This is a genomic window from Amycolatopsis sp. NBC_01488 (assembly GCF_036227105.1).
Lineage (GTDB): Bacteria > Actinomycetota > Actinomycetes > Mycobacteriales > Pseudonocardiaceae > Amycolatopsis.
Genome location: NZ_CP109434.1, coordinates 3,310,571 through 3,329,495, shown reverse-complemented (window position 1 = coordinate 3,329,495; position 18,925 = coordinate 3,310,571). Strand labels below are relative to the sequence as shown.

Sequence of the window (18,925 nt, the reverse complement as noted above, 5' to 3'; positions counted from 1 at the left end):
AGTAACGTCCGGCGCCGGCGCACCGACGACTCCGGGTAACGAGTGGAAACAGGTGCGCGATGACCGACTTCGACCCCTACCGGCAGCAGGACCCGGCCAACCCGGGGTACCCGCCTTCGGCACCGATCCAGCAGCCATGGGGGACGCAGCCGTACCCGGTGCCGCAGCAGTACCCGGTGCAGCCCTACGTCTCGCAGCCGTACCCGGTGGCCGCCTACCCCATGCTGCGGACCAGCGGCATGGCGGTGGCGGGCATGGTGATCGGCATCGTCGCGCTGGTGACGTTCTGGGTCCCGTTCGTCGACCTGGTCCTCGGCTTCCTCGCGATCGGCCTGTCCTGGGCCGGCATGCTCCAGGCGGACCGGCCGGGCTACACGGGCAAGGGCATGGGCATCGCGGGCCTGGTGTGCGGCATCGTCGCCGTGATCCCGGCGCTGGTCGTGATGCTGTTCTTCTTCGGCTTGTTCGCCGCGGCCGGAACCGCGTGCGGGATCGCCTGCTGAGCGGTCCCGGCGTCCGGAATCCCCACGACGTTCGGCGGTACTCCCCCCGCCAACCCGTGTGACAAGGTGGATTGAAGTGTCACGGTGAATGTTTTTCACGTTCACCCCGCGTCCACCAAGGTCCGGCACGGTGCTGGGCAACCGAGAACTGGGGAGCGAACAACCATGGCCGAACTCACCCGGCGCACCTTCGCCACCGCGGGCGCCGCCGGTCTCGGACTCCTGCTGTGCACGCCCACCGCGAACGCCCTCGACCGCGCGCTGCGGCTGACGAGCTCCCGCTCGGTCACGACCGCCGGCACCACGCTCGAGCAGGTCGCCACCGCCGTCAGCGCGGGCCCGTCCTACACGCGCCTGCAGAGCGGCCCCGGCTGGCCACTGGTCGTGCGCAGCGACCTGGCCACCCCGCAGACCGGCCGCGACGACCGGCGTCGCGCCCTCAGCTCGTTCGTCCAGTTCACGGACCTGCACATCACCGACACCGAGAGCCCCGCGCGCTTCGAGTACCTGCACCCGTTCATCGGGTCCGCGCACCGGCCGCAGGAGGCGCTCGGGACCGTCGCGACCAGCGCGCTGGTCGAGCGCGTCAACAGCGTGCGACAGGGTCCGTTCACCGGGCGGCCGTTCGACCTCATGGTCACCACCGGCGACAACACCGACAACCACGAGCTGATCGAGCTCGAATGGTTCCTCAAGGTCCTCAACGGCGGCACCGTCACGCCGAACTCCGGCGACCCGAACGCCTACGAAGGCGTGCAGAACTCGGGCAACCACGAGTTCTGGAACCCCGGCAAGCCGGGCAGCGACGACTATTCCGCCAAGGGCTTCCCGCAGTTGCCCGGTCTGCTCGAAGCGGGCATCAAGACGTTCACCGCACCCGGCCTCGACGTCCCGTGGTTCTGCACGTTCGGCAACCACGACGACAGCATCGTCGGCTCGCTGCCGGCGCGGATCCCCGGCATCGACGCCTGGTACACCGGGAAGTACAAGGTCATCGGCAAGGACGAGACCACCGCGAAGAAGCTCGCCGACGCCATCCAGAAGCCCGGCTCGAGCGTGCCGGTCGCCGAGCTGTTCGGCGGCTCGGGCACCATCCGCGAGGTCACGCCGGACGCGCGGCGCCGCCCGTTCGACACCGGTGAGTTCGTCCGCGCGCACCTCGACCCAGCCAACACCGGCCCCGGTCCGGTCGGGCACGGCTTCTCCAGCGCCAACGCCGACGGCGAGAACGTCTACTACACGTTCCGGATCGCGCCGGGCGTCACCGGCATCAGCCTCGACACGACGACCGACGCCGGGTTCGCCGACGGCTCGATCGGCCTCGCGCAGTTCAACTGGGTGGAAGCGACGCTCAAGCGGAACAGCTCGACCTACTACGATTTCTTCGGCCGCAAGGTCACCCACGCCGTCACCGACGAGCTGTTCCTGCTGTTCAGCCACCACACCAGCGGCACGATGGGCAACCTGCTGCCGGACTCGCGCCACCTGCTCGACCCGCGGCTGAACGGCGACGCGTTCGTCGGGCTGCTCAAGCGGTTCCCGAACGTGCTGGCGTGGGTCAACGGCCACACGCACCTCAACAAGATCACCCCGCACGCCGGGAACACGCCGCAGCAGGGCTTCTGGGAGATCAACACGGCGTCGCACGTCGACTTCCCGCAGCACGCCCGGATCGTCGAGGTCGCGGACAACGCCGACGGCACGTTGTCGCTGTTCACGACGCTGATCGAGGCGGAAGCGCCGTACGCGGCCGACTACGGCGACCGGACACCGCAAGCGCTTGCGTCGCTGTACCGCGAGCTGTCCTACAACGACATCCACACCAACCTCGGCCGCGTCGGCGCGCCCGAGGACCACAACACCGAGTTGCTGCTCGTCAACCCGCTGAGCTGAGGGTCGTGAGTGAGAAACAGTGTTCTAACGCTGTTTCTCACTCACGACTACCCCGGAGGTAATCGCCGCGCGGCCGGTCTTCGGGCAGGCTTCGGACATGACCGATCCTGAGGGCACGCAGCTCTTCCACCGCACCATGCCGTTCTCCGAGCGCCTCGGCGTCGAGGTGCTGGAGCACGGACGTGAGCTCGTCCGCAGCCGGCTGAAGTGGGACGAGAGCCTTTGCACGCTCGGCGGCGCGCTGCACGGGGGCGCGCTCATGGCGCTGGCCGACTCGACCGGCGCCGTGTGCGCGTTCCTCAACCTGCCCGAGGGCGCCCAGGGCACGACGACCGTCGAGTCGAAGACGAACTTCCTGCGCGCCGTGCGTTCGGGCTACGCCGTTGCGTCGTCCAGACCACTGCACGCCGGCCGCAAGTTCGTCGTGGTGGAGACGGAGATCCGCGACGACGACGGCAAGTTGGTCGCGAAAGTGACACAGACCCAGGCCGTCCTGTAGGTACCTGTTTACATACCCGGCCGAACCGGCGAAAATCCCTGGCTACTGGGTGGGTCGAGCAGGGAGCCGGGATGCGCGTACGCAAGTTGTTCACCTTATTGTCAGTGATCGTGTTGACTTCCGTAACCGCGCAAGTCGCCGAGGCCACCCCCGTCAGGCCCGGCGAAGACGAGGCGATCGACTACCACGAGTGGAACGGCGGCCGCTTCCACGAAGGCGACTTCGCCGGGCTCGCACTGACCCGCGACGGTCTGCGCATCACGCGGCCGGTCGGCACGGTGGAGCACACCGAGCCGGAGCTGGGCACGACGAGGACGTACGAGTACGGCCAGTGGACGTCCCCGTCGTACCGGCAGGGCTTCGGCGCGACGCAGCTGGTGTCGTCCTGGAACGCGCAGACGCCGGCGAAGACGTGGCTGCAGGTCGAGGCGCAGGGCCGGACGTCGGCGGACGCCGAAACCGCGTGGTACGTGATGGGCCGCTGGGCCAGCGGCGACGCCGACATCCTGCGCACCAGCGTCGACGGCCAGGACGACGCGAACGCCACGGTCGACGTCGACACGCTGGAGCTGAAGACCGGCGTGACGCTGAAGTCGTACAAGCTGCGGATCAGCCTCTACCGCGAGGCGGGGTCGCACGTGACGCCGTCGGTGACGTCGCTGGGCGCGATGACGTCGGCGGTCCCGGACCGCTTCGACGTCCGGACGACGAAGCCGGGGCGCGCCACCGGGATCGAGCTGAAGGTGCCGGCGTACGCGCAGAACCTCCACAAGGGACAGTTCCCGCAGTACGGCGGCGGCGGCGAAGCCTGGTGCAGCCCGACGTCGACCGAGATGGTGGCCGAGTACTGGGGCAAGAAGCCGTCGGCGGCGGAGATGTCCTGGATCCCGTCGGACTACGTCGACCCATCGGTGGCGTTCGCGGCGCGCTACACGTACGACCACGCGTACGACGGCACGGGCAACTGGCCGTTCAACACGGCGTACGCGGCGTCGCGTGGCCTGCGCGGCCACATCACGCGGCTGCACTCGCTGAACGAGCTGGAGACGTACATCGCCCGCGGCATCCCGGTGATCACGTCGCAGTCGTTCCTGTCCTCGGAGCTGGACGGCGCGGGCTACGGGACATCGGGCCACATCATGGTGGTCGTCGGCTTCACGAAGGACGGCGACGTGATCGCGAACGACCCGGCGTCCAGCAGTGACGCGCGGGTGCGCAACGTGTACAAGCGCGACCAGTTCGAGAAGATCTGGCAGCGGACCAAGCGCTACCGGGCCGACGGGACCGTGGCGAACGGGCCCGGCGGGATCGCGTACATCATCACCCCGGCCTGACGGGGGTTCGGCGGGCCGGCGCCTGGCTCGACTCAGTTGCGTAAAGCGCAACACGTTGCGTATCAATCACCGAACCTCACTCATGCGGATGTCGCCATCTCCGCGTGATCCGTGATTAGCTGCGGGCAGAACCAGCAACGCCGGAAGGTGGATTCGCATGCCGTACGAGGTGCAGGGGGTCGTTTCGCGGGCGAAGGGCGAGCCCGTCTCGCTGGAGACCGTCCTCGTGCCCGATCCCGGGCCGGGCGAGGCCGTCGTGAACGTGCAGGCCTGCGGGGTCTGCCACACCGACCTGCACTACCGCGAGGGCGGGATCAACGACGACTTCCCGTTCCTGCTCGGCCACGAGGCCGCCGGCGTCGTCGAGGCGGTCGGCGAGGGCGTCACGGATCTCGAGCCCGGCGACTACGTCATCCTCAACTGGCGCGCGGTCTGCGGCACCTGCCGGGCCTGCAAGCGGGGCAAGCCGTGGTACTGCTTCTCGACCTTCAACGCCACCCAGCCCATGACGCTCCAAGACGGCACCAAGCTCTCGCCCGCGCTCGGCGTCGGCGCCTTCCTCGAGAAGACGCTCGTCCACAGCGGACAGTGCACGAAGGTCAACCGCGAGGCCGAACCGGCCGTCGCCGGGCTGCTCGGCTGCGGTGTCATGGCCGGGCTCGGCGCGGCGATCAACACCGGCGCCGTCACCCGCGGCGACTCGGTCGCGGTCATCGGCTGCGGCGGCGTCGGTGACGCGGCCATCGCGGGCGCGAAGCTGGCCGGCGCCACCACGATCGTCGCGATCGACATGGACGACCGGAAGCTGGACTGGGCCAAGGACTTCGGCGCGACGCACACCGTCAACAGTCGCGGACTCACGGAGGACGAAGTCGTCGAAGCCATGCAGGACGCCACCAACAGCTTCGGCCCGGACGTCGTGATCGACGCCGTCGGCCGCCCGGAAACCTGGCGGCAGGCCTTCTACGGCCGCGACCTGGCCGGCACGGTCGTCCTCGTCGGCGTCCCGACGCCGGAGATGCGCCTGAACGACCTGCCGCTGATCGACTTCTTCTCGCGCGGCGGCTCGCTGAAGTCCTCCTGGTACGGCGACTGCCTGCCGAGCCGCGACTTCCCGATGCTCGTCGACCTCTACCTGCAGGGCCGGCTGCCGCTCGACAAGTTCGTCACCGAGCGCATCGGCATCGACGGCGTCGAGCAGGCCTTCGAGCGCATGCACCACGGTGACGTCCTGCGCAGTGTGGTGACCTTCTGACGCTTTTCACCGACGACGAGTACCCGGCCGAGCCCTATCCAGGGGCCCGGCCGGGTCATTCGTTCGTGCACGTCGACGGCGTCGGGCACCCGCTCGACATCGCCCCCGACGGCTGGCGCGACCGGATGGCCGTGCTGGCCTACGGCTCGAACGCGAACCCGTCGAAGATCACCTGGCTGCGCGGGCGGCTCGGGCTCGAGGGCCCGGTCGTGGTGGCGCACGCGCGCTGCGCCGGGCTCGCGGCGGTGTGGGCGGCCGGGTTCCGCGTGGTCGACGACCAGCGCCCGGCCACGCTCACCGCGCTCGACGGCGTCGAGGAGCACGCCATCTGGTTCGTGACGCCGGACCAGCTCGCCGTACTCGACCGCTGCGAGGGCCGCGGCACGCGCTACCACCTGGCGCGGCTGACCGAACCGGACGTCACGCTCGAAGACGGCACCCGCCTGACCGAAGTCCACACGTACGTCGGCGCCGCGCCGATTCGCTACCCGCTGCTCGTGGACGGCGAGCCGGTGCGCACGGCCGACGTCCCGCAGGCCGCCGCGGCGAAGCTCGACGGTGTCGCCGCGGACGGCCACGGCGTCCCGTGCGAAGTCGTCACACCAGCTTTCCCGGATTGAGGATCCCGGTCGGGTCGACCGCGGACTTGGCCGCGCGCAGCACTTCCACGCCCAGCGAACCGATCTCCGCCGCCAAGTAGGGCGCGTGGTCGACGCCGACGGCGTGGTGGTGCGAAATCGTGCCCAGCCCGGTGATCGCCTCGCACGCGGCCGCCTTCGCGCGCTGCCACTGGCCGATCGGGTCGGCCTGGTCGCGCGCCGTCAGCACGGTGAAGTACAGCGACGCGCCCGTCTCGTACGCGTGCGAGATGTGGCACATGACGATCGCCCGGCCCAGTGACGCCGTGAGCGCCGCCCGGACGTCGTCCCGCAGTTCGTCCACAGTGGACCAATAGGCCGCGGTTTCCAGCGTCTCGACGCAGACTCCCTGGTCCAGCAAGGCATCCCGCTGCCGGGGGCCGGCGAACCGGCCGTGCCGCCAGGACTCGCCGAGCGCCTTGCCGACGCGCACGGCACCCGACGCCTTCAGCCGGCGCGTCGTCTCACGGCGGCGCAGCGCGACGTCGTGCGCGGTGCCTTCCCAGCCGACGATGAGGAAGCACGGCCGCCGCACGCCGCGCGCGGCGAGGTAGCGGCGCAACGCCGTCGTCTTGAGACCGGCATTCAGCGCCAGGGAAACCTCGGTTTCGTCCCCGTCGGACAGCCGGGTGATGTCGGCGAGCGCGTGGTTCTGCGCGAGGTCGCGCACGGCCTCCCGACCCGCTTCCCAGCTCGGCAGCGCGTACCCCTCATAGCGCTTGACCGGCGGCGCCGGCCGCACCCGCAGCGAAACCTCGGTGATCACGCCGAGCGTGCCCTCGCTGCCGACCGCGAGCTGCCGCAGGTCCGGCCCGGCCGCCGACGCCGGCGCGACGCCGAGCTTCCACTCGCCGCGCGGGGTGGCCAGCCGCACGCCGGCGACCATGTCCTCGAAGCGCCCGTAGCCCGATGACGCCTGCCCAGCCGAGCGCGTCGCCGCGAAGCCGCCGATCGTGGCGCGCTCGAACGACTGCGGGATGTGCCCCAGCGTCAGGCCGTGCTCGCCGAGGAGGCGCTCGGCCTCGGGACCGCGGACGCCGGCCTGCAGGACGGCGAGACGCGACTCGGCGTCGACCGACACCAGCGCGTCGAGCCGGACGAGGTCGAGCGCGATCACCGACGCCTTCTCGCCGCGCAGCGCCGCGACGCCGCCGACGACCGACGTGCCGCCGCCGAACGGCACCACGCCGATGTCGTGCCGGGCGCACACGTCGAGCACCGCTTGGACCTCGTCCGGGCCGGCCGGCAGCACCACCGCGTCGGGCACCGGGAAGTCCGCGATGGGCGAACGGCGGCGCAGCAGGTCGAGGTAGGACAGCCCGGTCGCGCGCGCCAGCCGCGCCGCGTCGTCGACCAGCACGTTTTCCGCGCCGACGACGTCCGACAGCGCGGTGACAGCAGATTCACCCAGCTTCGGCGACGGTATTTCCACCGGCAAATCGGCCGCCGGGGCAGCACCGGGAACCGTCTGGCCTATACGCTGTTCAAGCCACTTGGCCGCCCGCGCGGGCAACCGGGCGGCGTCGGCGGCTCCCGAGGTCCAGGACCGTCGAAGGCGGTGGTCAATGAGCGCGTTCACCGATACAGTGTGACACATGGACGTGAAACGTCACACCACGCCGACCGCGGGACCCTCCGCGCTCGCGGACACCCGCAACCGGCAGACGGCGACGCGAGTGGCCGATGACGTGCTGCTCGACGCCGCGCGCTCGTGCGTGCTGGCCGTCGGTGTGCGCCGCACCACACTCGCCGAAATCGCCCGCACCGCGCGCGTCAGCCGGATGACGGTCTACCGCCGCTTTCCCGACGTCCGCAGCGTGCTCGCCGCGTTGATGACCCGCGAATTCAGCGGGCTGCTGCGCACGGCGAGCGAACGCGGCGCCGACGCCGCGAACAGCCGCGAGCGGCTCGTGCTCATCGCGTCGGCCGGTGTCCGCGCGCTCTCGACCGACCCGCTGTTCCGCACGCTGCTCGACGTCGACCCCGAGCTGGTGCTCCCGTACATCGTGGAGCGGCTGGGCGCGACGCAGAAGTTCGCCGAACAGGCGTTGCACCACCTGCTGGAGGCCGGCCACCAGGACGGGTCGATCCGGCGCGCGCCGGTCGCGGCGCAGTCCCGGTCGATCCTGCTGGTGGTCCAGTCGTTCGCGTTTTCGCTGCGACCGGCGACCGCGGACGTCGGCGAAGCGGCGCTGCTGACGGAGTTCACGCACGTGCTCGACGCGGCGCTGAAACCATGACGTCCGGCTCGCTCAACGCGCGGCGCCGCGAACGCGAACTGGCGGAGCTGGCGGGGGGCGAGCGCGTCGACGTGGTCGTGGTCGGCGGCGGCGTGACCGGCACGGGCATCGCACTGGACGCGGCGTCGCGCGGGCTGTCGGTGGCGCTCGTCGAGGCACACGACCTGGCGTTCGGGACGTCCCGCTGGTCGTCGAAACTCGTGCACGGCGGCCTGCGGTACCTGGCGCACGGCGAACTCGGCCTGGCCCACGAGAGCGCCGTCGAGCGCGGCATCCTCATGACGCGCACGGCTCCGCACCTCACGCGGGCGATGCCGCAGCTGTTCCCGTTGTACCCCAGCACATCCCGCGCGCAGCAGGCCCTCGTGGCGGCGGGCTTGCGGGCCGGTGACGCCCTCCGCCGGGCGGCGCGGACACCGTCGTCCGTCCTCCCGCGGCCGCGGTCGATCCCGGTCGCGGAAGCCCTGGCCCTGGCCCCCGGCCTTTCGCCGATCGGCCTGCGCGGCGCCCTGCTGGCTTACGACGGCGCCTTGGTCGACGACGCGCGCCTGGTGGTTTCCCTGGCGCGCACGGCCGCGTCGTTCGGCGCCCGCGTCTTGACGCGCCTGTCGGCTTCGTCGCTGTCCGCGGACCGGGTACGCGTCCGCGACGGCGTTTCGGGCGGCTCATTGGACATCCACGCGCGGCAGGTGATCAACGCGACGGGCGTCTGGGCCGGAACGCTGACCGGCTCGGTGCGGCTGCGGCCGTCGCTGGGTTCGCACCTGGTGCTGGCGCCGGGGACGGTGCCGATGGGCACGACGTCGGTGAACGTCGGGGTGCCGGGCGAGACCAACCGGTTCGTGTTCCTGCTCCCCCAGCCGGACGGCCGCGTCTACTTGGGACTCACGGACGAGCCCATCGCGGGCTCGATCCCCGACGTGCCAGTGGTTCCCGAGTCCGATGTGGACTTCCTCCTGTCGCTGGCTTCGTCGGTGCTGGCCCGTCCGTTGACGCGCTCCGACGTCGCCGGGTCGTTCGCCGGCCTGCGCCCGTTGATCGAGGGTGCCGGCGGGCGTTCGGCGGACCTGTCGCGCAAGCACGCGGTGCTGGCGGGTTCGGACGGCCTGCTGACCGTGGTCGGCGGGAAGCTGACCACGTACCGCCGGATGGCGGAGGACGCCGTCGACGCGGCGGTACGGCTGGCCGGCCTGACCGCAGCACCGTGCCGAACCGCGCGACTGCCGTTGCTCGGGGCGGCTTCGCGGTCGAATCTGTCTCTTGTGGACGCTCCGGCCCGGCTGGTGGCCCGCTACGGCACCGAGGCTCCGCGCGTGGCCGCGCTGGGTGAGCTGGACGCGGAGTTCGCGGCCCCGGTGGCCCCGGGTTCGGACATCACGGCGGCCGAGGTCGTGTGGGCGGTCCGCAACGAGGGGGCGCTGGACGTCTCGGACGTCCTCGAGCGCCGGACGCGGCTGGCCTTGATCCCGGCGGACGCGGAGGCCGCGACGCCGCGGGTCGCGGAGCTGGTCGGCAAGTCGCTCGCCGGTCTCGCCTGAGCCGTCAGGCCGGAGCCGGAACGCCCTCGAGGACGATCACCGGGAACACCCGGTCGGTGTTCTGCTCGTAGGCGGCGGCACCGTCGGAAACCCGGCGGTAGAGACGATCGCGTTCTTCACCCGTCGTCACGACGGCCCGGGCCTGGTACGAGCGGTCGCCGAGTTCGACCGTCACGGCCGGGTTGGCACGCAGGTTGTGGAACCAGGCCGGATGCCGTGGGGCGCCCGCCTTGGAGCCGACCACGAAGACGCGGCCCTGGTCGTCGACGCCGAAGCCGAGCGGCACGGTCGTCCGCCGTCCGGTGCGTGCCCCGGTCGTGGTCAGCAGCAGGATCGGGAACGGCGGCGTGCTGACCGTGCCGTGGTGGGCGCGGAACTCGCTGATGACGCCTTGGTTGTAGGTCCGGAACTCTTCGTCAGCCGGCACGGTGGGCATGGCTCTCCTTCGTTTTCGTGGCGGGAAGGCCGAACCTCGCCACCAGCCCGGGACCGCCGGGGAAGACGGTGACGCGAGCGATCCCGGTGGGCGTGGCGCCGAGAACGGCGATCCCGAGGGCCTGGTGGGGTCCGTCGGCGGTGCGGTGGTAGGTGGCCGCGGCCGGGTGGCCGTTGGCGTGGACCGGGGTCATCAGCCAGTCGCCGGGAGCGCCGAGCACGTGCGCCAGGTAGCGCAGGCACGTCACCTTGCCGGAGAACCAGGTCCGCGTGCCCACCAGCTCGATGGCGGCGTCGGCGCGCAGCGCCTTCTCCAGTGCGGCCAGGTCGGCGTTTTCGAAACCGGCGATGTACTGGCGCAGCAGGTCCCGGACGTGCGGTTCGGTCGGCTCGACGACGGTCTCGGGCGAGGGCGCGACCTCCTCGAGCCGGGCGCGGGCTCGTTGCAGTGCGCTCTTCACCGCGGCGGTCGAGACGCCGAGCATGGCCGCGACGTCGCCGGCGCCGAACCCCAGCACCTCCCGGAGCAGGAGGACGGCTCGCTGCCGGGGCGGCAGGTACTGCAGGGCGGCGACGAGCGCCAGCCGCACGCTGTCCCGCGCCGCGAAAAGCGTGGCGGGGTCGCCGTTCTCGGGGGTCACCAAGGCGTCCGGGACCGGCCCCAGCCAGGCCACGCCGGGCGCCGCCAGTGCTGGTGGCGCATCGGGATCGGCGGCCGGACCGCCCAGGCCGGAGGGCAGCACCCGCCGGTCGCGCCGGTCCAGTGCGGACAGGCAGGCGTTGGTGGCGATGCGGTGCAGCCACGTGCGCAGCGAGGACCGGCCTTCGAAATCGCCGTAGGACCGCCAGGCCCGCAAATACGTCTCCTGCACCAGGTCCGCGGCCTCGTCCACCGAGCCGACCATGCGGTAGCAGTGCGCCAGCAGCTCGCGCCGCAACGGCTCGGTCCGCCGCGCGAACTCCTCCGACCGCTCCGACATCACCACCTCCTCATCGGCGACACTTCGGTAGTACAGACCCCGTACACCCCGGTAAGGAATCGGTCTGGTCGTGAATCCGGGCTTGATGTTCTCTTGACTTGACCGGTCGTTGGGTTTTTGCAACAGTATGTTCCATGAGTCCGGTCAGACGCGGCAAAGAGCTGCCGATCTACAACCGGCTCCCCGTGCTCCGGGCCGAGCGCGGGCTGAGCAGGGCCGCGCTCGCGAACGCCGTCGAGGTCAACCCGCAGACCATCGGCGCTCTCGAGCGCGGCGACCACTATCCGAGCCTGGACCTGGCCTTCCGGATCTGCGCGGTGTTCGACCTGCCGGTCGAAGCGGTGTTCAGCCGCGCGCCGTTCACGCCACTGTCCACCCAGGTCTACCGCGAGGGGGGAGCATGACCGACAGGACGGGCCGCCTCGCGGCCTACTGGGAACGGCAGCTGGACAAGATGGACGAGCGCGAACTGCGGCACTCCCGGCGGCTGGCCGGCTGGCGCACCCGCCGGCACCGCCGGGCCCTCGCCGCCGCACTGGCACTCGCCGATCTCGGGCTGATCGCCGGCGCGTCGTTCTTCACCAAGGGAAGCGACTGGCTCTTCGACAGCTTCTGGCTGAGCAGCGTCCTGCTCGGCGGCGGCGTGTTCGTGCTGCTGCGGATCCTCACCGGCCGGATGAGCGGCGGGTTTTCGCGGCTGCTGGACGAACGCGAGCGCGAGTGGCGCCACCGCGTCACCTACCTCGGGTTCCAGATCCTGAGCTACCTGATGATCGCCGCGATGATGTACTGCCTCCTGGTCGCCCGCACCGAAGACGGCGGCGTCCGCGGCGCGATGATGCTGTCCGCGCTGCTGGTCACGGGTACCACCATCCCGTCGATCATGCTGGGCTGGTCACTGCCGGACGACGACCCCGAGGACTTCGACGAGGAGATGGCGAATGACTGAGGGGACGCTGGAGATCGACGGGATCTCCAAGCGCTACGGCGCGAAGGTCGCGCTCGACGGCGTGACGTTCGACGTCCGCGCCGGGGAGCTGTTCGGCTTCGTCGGCAGCAACGGCGCCGGCAAGACGACCACCATGCGGATCGCGCTGGGCGTGCTGGCCGCCGACGGCGGGGAGGTCCGGTTCGACGGCAGGCCCGTCACGCACGAGACCCGCACCCACATCGGCTACATGCCGGAGGAACGCGGGCTCTACCCGAAGATGAAGGTGCTGGACCAGCTGGTCTACCTCGCCGAGCTGCACGGGCTCAGCGCGAACGAAGCCCATCGCAACGCCGAGATCTGGATCGGCAGGCTCGGGCTGGCGGACCGCCGCAAGGACGAGGTGCAGAAGCTGAGCCTTGGCAACCAGCAGCGCGTCCAGCTGGCCGCCGCGCTCGTGCACGACCCGGCCGTGCTGGTGCTCGACGAGCCGTTCTCCGGCCTGGACCCGCTGGCCGTCGACGTCATGAGCGGCGTGCTGCGCGAGAAGGCCGCGGCCGGCGTACCGGTCGTGTTCTCCAGCCACCAGCTGGACCTCGTCGAGCGGCTGTGCGACCGGGTCGGGATCATCCGCGGCGGCCGGATGGTCGCCGTCGGCAGCGTCGGCGAGCTGACCGCCGGCGCGAACAGCAAGCTCGTCGTCACCGCACCGGCCGCGCCCGAAGGCTGGGCCGCGGGCCTGCCCGGCGTGCGCGTCCTGGAAGACCACGGCGCCACCACCGTGCTGGACCTCGCACCGAGTGCCGACGACCAGGCCGTGCTCGCCGCCGCGCTGGCGACCGGGCCGGTCACCGAGTTCAGCCGCCGTCGCCGGTCGCTGACCGAGCTGTTCCGCGACGCGGTGTCCGTGAAGGGGGAACGATGAAGAAGCTGAGCGGCCGGCGGGCCGTCTGGCTCGTGCTGAAGCGCGAGCTGAACACGCGGCTGCGCACGCGGTCGTTCGTCATCGGCACCGTCGTGATGCTGGTGCTGCTGCTGGGGTACGTCGCCTTCCAGACGTCGCTGGCGGGGTCGGCGGACAAGAGCACCGTCGGGCTCACCGGGCAGGCGACCGGGATCGCGCGGCAGCTGCAGGTCGAAGCCGCGCAGTCCGGGCGGCAGATCTCGACAGTCACCGTCACCGACCCGGCCGAGGGCCGCAAGGAGGTCGAGGACGGCGATCTCGACGCGCTCGTCTCCGGCAGCGCGGCGAAGCTGACCGCCACCTACAAGTCCTCTTTGGACGACCAGCTGCGCAAGGTGCTCGACCAGGTCGCGCAGCAGCAGGTGCTCGACGGCGTCCTCTCGTCCGCGCAGCTCGATCCGGCCGCGGTGATGGCCCAGGTCGACGGCACCCACGTGCGGGACGACCCGATCTCGCCGGAACCCGCGGACCAGACGCAGCGGCTGGTCGTCGGCCTGATCGTCGCGTTCCTGCTCTACATCAGCATCATCACCTACGGGATGATGGTCGCCCAGGGCGTCGTCGAGGAGAAGTCGAGCCGGGTCGTGGAGATCCTGCTCGCCAGCGTGCGGCCGTGGCAGCTGTTGCTGGGCAAGGTGATCGGGCTCGGCCTGGTCGGGCTGACCCAGCTGGTGATCCTGGCCGCGGCCGGCCTGGCCGCGGCGTCGGCGACCGGCGTGTTCACGCTGTCCGGCTTCGCGACGGGCACGTTGCTGTGGGGCCTGCTCTGGTACCTGCTCGGCTTCCTGCTGTACGCCACGATCTACGGCGCGCTGGGCTCGCTGGTGTCGCGCCAGGAGGACACGCAGGCGGTCGTCACGCCGCTCAACATCATCCTGATCGTCGGGTTCATCGCCGGGATCAACCTGCTGCTGCAGGCCCCGTCGGGCACGGGCGTGAAGGTGCTTTCGCTGATCCCGCTGCTCTCCCCGATCCTGATGCCGGCCCGCATCTCGACCGGCGCGGCGGCGGGCTGGGAGATCGCGCTGTCACTCGGGCTGACGGTCGCGCTGGTCGCCCTGTTCACCTGGCTGGGCGGCCGGATCTACGGCAACAGCGTGCTGCGGATCGGCAGCCGCATCAAGCTGTCGGAAGCCCTGCGCGGCTGACGCCGTCGTGATCTTGCCGTACCGCGCCAAGGAAACCTGGCGCTCGTGGGCGTGGTCGACCATCGGCTCCGGGTACCCCTCGGGGCGCTCCTTCGGCTGGTGCACCGCCTTCCCCTCGACGCCGCGCAGCTCCGGGACGTACTTGCGGACGTAGTCGCCGTTCGGGTCGAACTTCTCGCCCTGGGTCGTGGGGTTGAAGATGCGGAAGTACGGTGCCGCGTCCGTGCCGCAGCCCGCGACCCACTGCCAGTTCAGCTGGTTCGACGCCAGGTCGCCGTCGACGAGGTGCTTCATGAAGTGCCGTGCGCCGCGCCACCACGGGAGGTGCAGGTCCTTCACCAGGAAGCTCGCGACGACCATCCGCACGCGGTTGTGCATCCAGCCCTCGGCCAGCAGCTGCCGCATCCCCGCGTCGACGATCGGGTAGCCGGTGCGGCCCTCACACCACCGCTCGAAGGCCTCGGGGTCGTCGTCGTGCTTCATGGCGTCGAACCGCTTGTCGTAGTTCTCCCGCGCGGTTTCCGGGCGGTGCCACAGGACGTCGGCGTGGAACTCGCGCCAGCAGATCTCGCTGCGCAACGACTTCGCGCCGGCGCGGTCGTCGCCCGCGAGGTCGGCCAGCAGCGTCCGCGGGTGGACGCAGCCCCAGCGCAGGTACGGCGAAAGCCTCGTCGTGCCTTCGCGGTCCGGGCGGTCGCGATCGGAATCGTAGGTTTCGATGCCCTCGCCGAGGAACGCGTGCCAGACGTCCAGCGCGGCCCGCTCGCCCGGCTCGGGCAGCGTCGCGGAAACCTTGGGGGGCTTGGGGATCTTCAGCGACGTCGGCGGTTCCAACCAGTCCACAAGGGACGGTCCAGTGTCCGCGGGTGACGGGCGGCCATGCGCGGTCCACGCCCGGTGGAACGGCGTGAAGACGCGGTAGGGATCGCCGCCCGGCTTGGTGACGCGCCCGGGCGTCACGGCGTACGGCGAACCAGTCTCGACCCAGTTGATGTTGTTCTCCGCCAACGCTTTCGCGACCTCGGCATCGCGGCGGCGGCCGTACGGGCCGGCGTCGGCGCTGACGTGCACGGCGGCCGCGCCGATCTTCCGGGCGGCGCGAACGACTTCGACCGCCGGTTCGCCGCGCACCAGCATCAGCCGTCCGCCGAGCTGCTCGTCCAGCTTCTCGAGGCACCCGTACAGGAAGGCTTCGCGGACGGCACCGCCCGGCTTCAGCAGCACCTCGTCGAGGACGTACAGCGCGAGCACGTGCTTGCTGTGCTTCGACGCCTCGAGCAGCGCAGCGTGGTCGCCGAGCCGCAGGTCGCGACGAAACCACAGGACGACGGGTGCTTCCTTGGTCACGCCGCCCAACGATAAGCGCCCCGCCGTGCGGATGCACGACGGGGCGCCGACCAGGGTGAGCCGTTAGCGCTCCGACATCGGGGTGTAGTCCCGCGAAGCGTGGCCGGTGTAGATCTGCCGCGGACGGCCGATCTTGGTGGCCGGGTCGTTGATCATCTCGCGCCAGTGCGCGATCCAGCCCGGCAACCGGCCCAGCGCGAACAGCACCGTGAAGAACTTCGTCGGGAAGCCCAGCGCCCGGTAGATCAGGCCGGTGTAGAAGTCCACGTTCGGGTACAGCTTGCGCGAAACGAAGTAGTCGTCGGAAAGCGCGGTCTCTTCGAGCTTCTTGGCGATGTCGAGCAGCTGGTCGCCGCCCTTCAGCTTGCCGAGGATCTCGTCGGCGGTGTTCTTGATGATCTTCGCGCGCGGGTCGTAGTTCTTGTAGACCCGGTGCCCGAAGCCCATCAGCTTCACGCCCTTTTCCTTGTTCTTCACCCGCTCGACGAACTTGGCGACGTCGCCGCCGTCGTTCTTGATGCCCTCGAGCATGTCGAGCACCGCGGCGTTCGCGCCGCCGTGCAGCGGGCCGAACAGCGCGTTGATGCCGGCCGAGATCGACGCGAACAGGTTCGCCTCGGACGAGCCGACCAGGCGCACGGTCGAGGTCGAGCAGTTCTGCTCGTGGTCGGCGTGCAGGATGAACAGCAGGTCGAGCGCCTTCACGACGTCCGGGTCGACGTCGTACGGCTCGGCCGGGAAACCGAAGGTCATTCGCAGGAAGTTCTCGACCAGGCCGAGCGAGTTGTCCGGGTACAGCAGCGGCTGGCCGACGGACTTCTTGTACGCGTACGCGGCCAGGGTCGGGACCTTGGCGAGCAGGCGGATGGTCGAGAGCTCGACGTTCGGCTCGTCGAACGGGTCGAGCGAGTCCTGGTAGAAGGTCGACAGCGCCGACACCGCGCTGGACAGGACCGGCATCGGGTGCGCGTCCCGCGGGAAGCCGCTGAAGAACGCCTTGAGGTCCTCGTGCAGCAGCGTGTGGCGCTGGATCTTCTCGGTGAAGTCGGCCAGCTGGGCCTCGGTCGGCAGCTCGCCGTAGATCAGCAGGTAGGAGACCTCGACGAAGGTCGACTTCTCGGCCAGCTGCTCGATCGGGTAACCCCGGTAGCGGAGGATCCCGGCGTCACCGTCGATGTAGGCGATGGCGGACGACGCGGCGCCGGTGTTGACGAACCCGGGGTCGTAGGTGATGTACCCCGTCTGCGCCAGCAGCTTCCCCAGTTCGATCCCGGGCGCGCCCTCGACCGGGTGGACGATCTTGAACTCGTGCTCGCCACTCGGCAGGGTCAGCTTCGCGGTTTCGCCGCCGGACTGCCCCGCAGTCGTCGCGTCGGACATGCAAGTCCCTCTCACGTTTCGGCACGGGTCGGCGGCGCCTGCGGGTTCCACAGGTAGCCACGTGTTCACGCGAGGAAACACTGGCGCCTCGCTGCACACCGCCCCGCTGGGGTATGAAGAATGCCCCACAACGTTAGTCGAGAAACGTGTGTTCGCGCAGCGGTGGCGTTGCTCCTGGGTGCCCCTTTGGGACCAGGTTCACACGGCGGACGCCATCTCGGCGGACGTCGGCGGCTCGGCCCCGCTCCGCGAAACGGTGATCGACGCCGCTTTCGCCGCGAACGCCAGCGCCTCGCGCCACGCGCCGGCGTCGAGGGAGGCCAGGTCGGCGACCTCGCGGGTGTGCAGCCAGGCCAGCAGCGCGCCCTGGACGGTGTCGCCGGCACCGATCGTGTCCACCACGGCGACCTTCCGCGACGGCACGTGGGCCAGCTCACCTGCGGCGGTGATCACCGCGACGCCGTCGGCGCCCCGGGTGAGCACCACGGCGTCCACACCGGACTCGATCCACGTCTTCGCGGCGGCGACCGGGTCGGCGCCTTCGGTGAGCCACGCGGCGTCGTCGTCGGAGATCTTCAGCAGGCGAACGTCCGGCAGCCAGGAGGTGAACCGGGCGCGGTAGGCGGCGGGGTCGGTGATCAGCGCCTCGCGGATGTTCGGGTCGAGGACGGTCAGCACGCCGCGCGCGGCCTCGCGCCGCAGCATGGCTTCGTACGCCGACGCGCCGGGCTCGAGGACCATCCCGAGGGTGCCCAGTGAGAGCGCGGTCACGTTCTCCGGCAGCGGTCCCGGGTCCGCGACGAGCCGGTCCGCGGTGCCCTCGACGTAGAACGTGTAGCGCGCGGCGCCCTTCGCGTCGAGCGCGACGACGGCGAGCGTCGTCGGTTCGTCGCCGCGCTGCAGCAACGACGTGTCGACGTCGGAAGCGTGCAGGCGCTCGACCATCGCGTCGCCGAAGCGGTCGGTGGACACGCGCGAGAGGAACGCCGCCGGCACGCCGAGGCGCCCGGCCGCCAGCGCGACGTTGTACGGACCGCCGCCGAGCCGCGGGAGCAGCGCGCGCAGCCCACCGTCCACAGTGGAATCCAGAGGGTCGCCGGGAACCAGGTCGACCAGAGCTTCTCCGCCTACGACGATCACGCCGGGAGTTTAATCGAGTTCCGGCTGACAAATCCTGTCCGCTATTTGTTCAGGCCACCGAGCAGGAGTTCACCCAGAGCGGTGAACGCTTCGGCGTCGGAGACGTCGGTCCGCTGGCCGAGCACGCCGGTCTGGATGCCCTCGATGATCAGGCTGGTCATCTCGGCGACGAGCCGGGCGTGGACGTCGCGGAAGACGCCCTCGGCGACACCCCGGTCGATGAACTGCCGGAGCCGCTGGGCGGCGAACCTGCTGTTGACCTGGTAGGCCTCGCGGGCCGGCCCGAACTCGGCGAGGTCTCGCATGAACGCGGGCGACGCCCGGTTCAGGTGCTCGGAGACGCCGGCCAGGTACTCCCCGATGAGCTTGCGGGCGTCGTCGATCCCGGCGACGCGCTCCTCGATCCGCTCGCCGGCCCCGCGAAAGAAGTGGGTGACGACCTTGACGGCGAGCTGCTCCTTGCTGGGCGCGAGCGCGTAGAGCGTCGACTTCGAGCAGCGAAGGCGGCCGGCGAGGTCGTCGAGGGTGAAGTCCGCGAAGCCTTCGGCGAGGAAGAGCGCCTCGAGGTCGACCAGCAAGGCGCGCTGGCGGGCGGTCGGCCGTCGGCGTGGTTCGGGGCGCATCGGCTCACTATCTCCTACGTCTTCCGGACACCCCAGTCGCTCGATACTGTACTCTCGAAGAGCCCACAGTACTGTTTTCA

Annotated in this window: 19 protein-coding genes; 12 read left to right on the top strand and 7 right to left on the bottom strand. The window is 70.6% G+C overall.

Annotated elements, in window-relative coordinates; translation table 11 throughout:
• The first annotated feature begins 59 nt into the window (after window positions 1–59).
• From OG738_RS16175 to OG738_RS16150, 6 genes are all read left to right on the top strand, one after another.
• Entirely contained in the window at window positions 60–503 is a 444-nt protein-coding gene (locus OG738_RS16175) for a DUF4190 domain-containing protein (RefSeq protein WP_329054821.1), read from the top strand.
• A 165-nt stretch (window positions 504–668) separates the two neighbouring features.
• On the top strand, window positions 669–2,396 hold the full coding sequence (locus OG738_RS16170; protein ID WP_329054820.1) for a TIGR03767 family metallophosphoesterase: 1,728 nt from the start codon (window positions 669–671) through the stop codon (window positions 2,394–2,396).
• A gap of 97 nt (window positions 2,397–2,493) precedes the next feature.
• Window positions 2,494–2,895 (top strand): PaaI family thioesterase, encoded by a 402-nt coding sequence (locus tag OG738_RS16165; RefSeq protein ID WP_329054819.1) that lies wholly within the window; start codon window positions 2,494–2,496, stop codon window positions 2,893–2,895.
• Between the two features lie 71 nt (window positions 2,896–2,966).
• Entirely contained in the window at window positions 2,967–4,229 is a 1,263-nt protein-coding gene (locus OG738_RS16160) for a peptidase C39 family protein (protein ID WP_329054817.1), read from the top strand.
• Between the two features lie 157 nt (window positions 4,230–4,386).
• Complete coding sequence (locus OG738_RS16155; RefSeq protein ID WP_329054815.1) at window positions 4,387–5,484, top strand: S-(hydroxymethyl)mycothiol dehydrogenase; 1,098 nt, start codon at window positions 4,387–4,389, stop codon at window positions 5,482–5,484.
• A gap of 65 nt (window positions 5,485–5,549) precedes the next feature.
• Window positions 5,550–6,104 (top strand): gamma-glutamylcyclotransferase family protein, encoded by a 555-nt coding sequence (locus OG738_RS16150; protein WP_329054814.1) that lies wholly within the window; start codon window positions 5,550–5,552, stop codon window positions 6,102–6,104.
• Here the strand turns inward: OG738_RS16150 and OG738_RS16145 are convergent.
• Window positions 6,082–7,701: an FAD-binding oxidoreductase gene (locus tag OG738_RS16145; RefSeq protein WP_329054813.1), complete on the bottom strand. Its 1,620-nt coding sequence runs from the start codon at window positions 7,699–7,701 to the stop codon at window positions 6,082–6,084. The two genes, OG738_RS16150 and OG738_RS16145, sit on opposite strands and share 23 nt — an antisense overlap.
• A 97-nt stretch (window positions 7,702–7,798) precedes the next feature.
• Between OG738_RS16145 and OG738_RS16140 the strand changes: the two genes are divergently transcribed.
• Both OG738_RS16140 and OG738_RS16135 read left to right on the top strand, forming a co-directional pair.
• Window positions 7,799–8,362: a TetR/AcrR family transcriptional regulator gene (locus OG738_RS16140; RefSeq protein ID WP_329056719.1), complete on the top strand. Its 564-nt coding sequence runs from the start codon at window positions 7,799–7,801 to the stop codon at window positions 8,360–8,362.
• Window positions 8,359–9,900: a glycerol-3-phosphate dehydrogenase/oxidase gene (locus OG738_RS16135; protein ID WP_329054812.1), complete on the top strand. Its 1,542-nt coding sequence runs from the start codon at window positions 8,359–8,361 to the stop codon at window positions 9,898–9,900. Before OG738_RS16140 ends, OG738_RS16135 begins: the two co-directional genes overlap by 4 nt.
• 4 nt (window positions 9,901–9,904) lie before the next feature.
• Here OG738_RS16135 and OG738_RS16130 read toward each other — a convergent pair whose 3' ends face one another.
• Both OG738_RS16130 and OG738_RS16125 read right to left on the bottom strand, forming a co-directional pair.
• On the bottom strand, window positions 9,905–10,336 hold the full coding sequence (locus OG738_RS16130) for a nitroreductase/quinone reductase family protein (protein WP_329054811.1): 432 nt from the start codon (window positions 10,334–10,336) through the stop codon (window positions 9,905–9,907).
• A complete protein-coding gene (locus OG738_RS16125; RefSeq protein ID WP_329054810.1) occupies window positions 10,317–11,318 on the bottom strand; it encodes an RNA polymerase subunit sigma-70 in 1,002 nt (333 codons plus the stop codon). Before OG738_RS16125 ends, OG738_RS16130 begins: the two co-directional genes overlap by 20 nt.
• Window positions 11,319–11,449: 131 nt before the next feature.
• Between OG738_RS16125 and OG738_RS16120 the strand changes: the two genes are divergently transcribed.
• The 4 genes from OG738_RS16120 to OG738_RS16105 are packed head-to-tail and all read left to right on the top strand — an operon-like array spanning window position 11,450 to window position 14,355.
• Window positions 11,450–11,719 (top strand): helix-turn-helix transcriptional regulator, encoded by a 270-nt coding sequence (locus OG738_RS16120; RefSeq protein ID WP_284742952.1) that lies wholly within the window; start codon window positions 11,450–11,452, stop codon window positions 11,717–11,719.
• On the top strand, window positions 11,716–12,264 hold the full coding sequence (locus OG738_RS16115) for a hypothetical protein (RefSeq protein WP_329054807.1): 549 nt from the start codon (window positions 11,716–11,718) through the stop codon (window positions 12,262–12,264). The genes OG738_RS16120 and OG738_RS16115 overlap by 4 nt, the downstream gene beginning before the upstream one ends.
• A complete protein-coding gene (locus OG738_RS16110) occupies window positions 12,257–13,168 on the top strand; it encodes an ABC transporter ATP-binding protein (protein WP_329054805.1) in 912 nt (303 codons plus the stop codon). The genes OG738_RS16115 and OG738_RS16110 overlap by 8 nt, the downstream gene beginning before the upstream one ends.
• Entirely contained in the window at window positions 13,165–14,355 is a 1,191-nt protein-coding gene (locus OG738_RS16105) for an ABC transporter permease (RefSeq protein ID WP_329054803.1), read from the top strand. Before OG738_RS16110 ends, OG738_RS16105 begins: the two co-directional genes overlap by 4 nt.
• Here the strand turns inward: OG738_RS16105 and OG738_RS16100 are convergent.
• The 4 genes from OG738_RS16100 to OG738_RS16085 form a co-directional block, all read right to left on the bottom strand.
• A complete protein-coding gene (locus OG738_RS16100; RefSeq protein WP_329054800.1) occupies window positions 14,236–15,702 on the bottom strand; it encodes a cryptochrome/photolyase family protein in 1,467 nt (488 codons plus the stop codon). The genes OG738_RS16105 and OG738_RS16100 overlap by 120 nt on opposite strands.
• 63 nt (window positions 15,703–15,765) lie before the next feature.
• The gene (locus tag OG738_RS16095) at window positions 15,766–17,082 is read right to left on the bottom strand and encodes a citrate synthase (protein ID WP_329054798.1); all 1,317 of its coding nucleotides are present in this window, start codon (window positions 17,080–17,082) and stop codon (window positions 15,766–15,768) included.
• Between the two features lie 198 nt (window positions 17,083–17,280).
• On the bottom strand, window positions 17,281–18,222 hold the full coding sequence (locus OG738_RS16090) for a carbohydrate kinase family protein (RefSeq protein WP_329054795.1): 942 nt from the start codon (window positions 18,220–18,222) through the stop codon (window positions 17,281–17,283).
• 41 nt (window positions 18,223–18,263) lie between these two features.
• The gene (locus OG738_RS16085; protein ID WP_329054792.1) at window positions 18,264–18,845 is read right to left on the bottom strand and encodes a TetR/AcrR family transcriptional regulator; all 582 of its coding nucleotides are present in this window, start codon (window positions 18,843–18,845) and stop codon (window positions 18,264–18,266) included.
• Between the last annotated feature and the right edge of the window lie 80 nt (window positions 18,846–18,925).

Bases quoted from the DNA above. Each gene is read 5' to 3' on its own strand.
- OG738_RS16175 (WP_329054821.1), top strand. From the start codon at position 60: ATGACCGACTTCGACCCCTACCGGCAGCAGGACCCGGCCAACCCGGGG.
- OG738_RS16170 (WP_329054820.1), top strand. From the start codon at position 669: ATGGCCGAACTCACCCGGCGCACCTTCGCCACCGCGGGCGCCGCCGGT.
- OG738_RS16165 (WP_329054819.1), top strand. From the start codon at position 2,494: ATGACCGATCCTGAGGGCACGCAGCTCTTCCACCGCACCATGCCGTTC.
- OG738_RS16160 (WP_329054817.1), top strand. From the start codon at position 2,967: ATGCGCGTACGCAAGTTGTTCACCTTATTGTCAGTGATCGTGTTGACT.
- OG738_RS16155 (WP_329054815.1), top strand. From the start codon at position 4,387: ATGCCGTACGAGGTGCAGGGGGTCGTTTCGCGGGCGAAGGGCGAGCCC.
- OG738_RS16135 (WP_329054812.1), top strand. From the start codon at position 8,359: ATGACGTCCGGCTCGCTCAACGCGCGGCGCCGCGAACGCGAACTGGCG.
- OG738_RS16130 (WP_329054811.1), bottom strand. From the start codon at position 10,336: ATGCCCACCGTGCCGGCTGACGAAGAGTTCCGGACCTACAACCAAGGC.
- OG738_RS16120 (WP_284742952.1), top strand. From the start codon at position 11,450: ATGAGTCCGGTCAGACGCGGCAAAGAGCTGCCGATCTACAACCGGCTC.
- OG738_RS16115 (WP_329054807.1), top strand. From the start codon at position 11,716: ATGACCGACAGGACGGGCCGCCTCGCGGCCTACTGGGAACGGCAGCTG.
- OG738_RS16110 (WP_329054805.1), top strand. From the start codon at position 12,257: ATGACTGAGGGGACGCTGGAGATCGACGGGATCTCCAAGCGCTACGGC.
- OG738_RS16105 (WP_329054803.1), top strand. From the start codon at position 13,165: ATGAAGAAGCTGAGCGGCCGGCGGGCCGTCTGGCTCGTGCTGAAGCGC.
- OG738_RS16095 (WP_329054798.1), bottom strand. From the start codon at position 17,082: ATGTCCGACGCGACGACTGCGGGGCAGTCCGGCGGCGAAACCGCGAAG.
- OG738_RS16085 (WP_329054792.1), bottom strand. From the start codon at position 18,845: ATGCGCCCCGAACCACGCCGACGGCCGACCGCCCGCCAGCGCGCCTTG.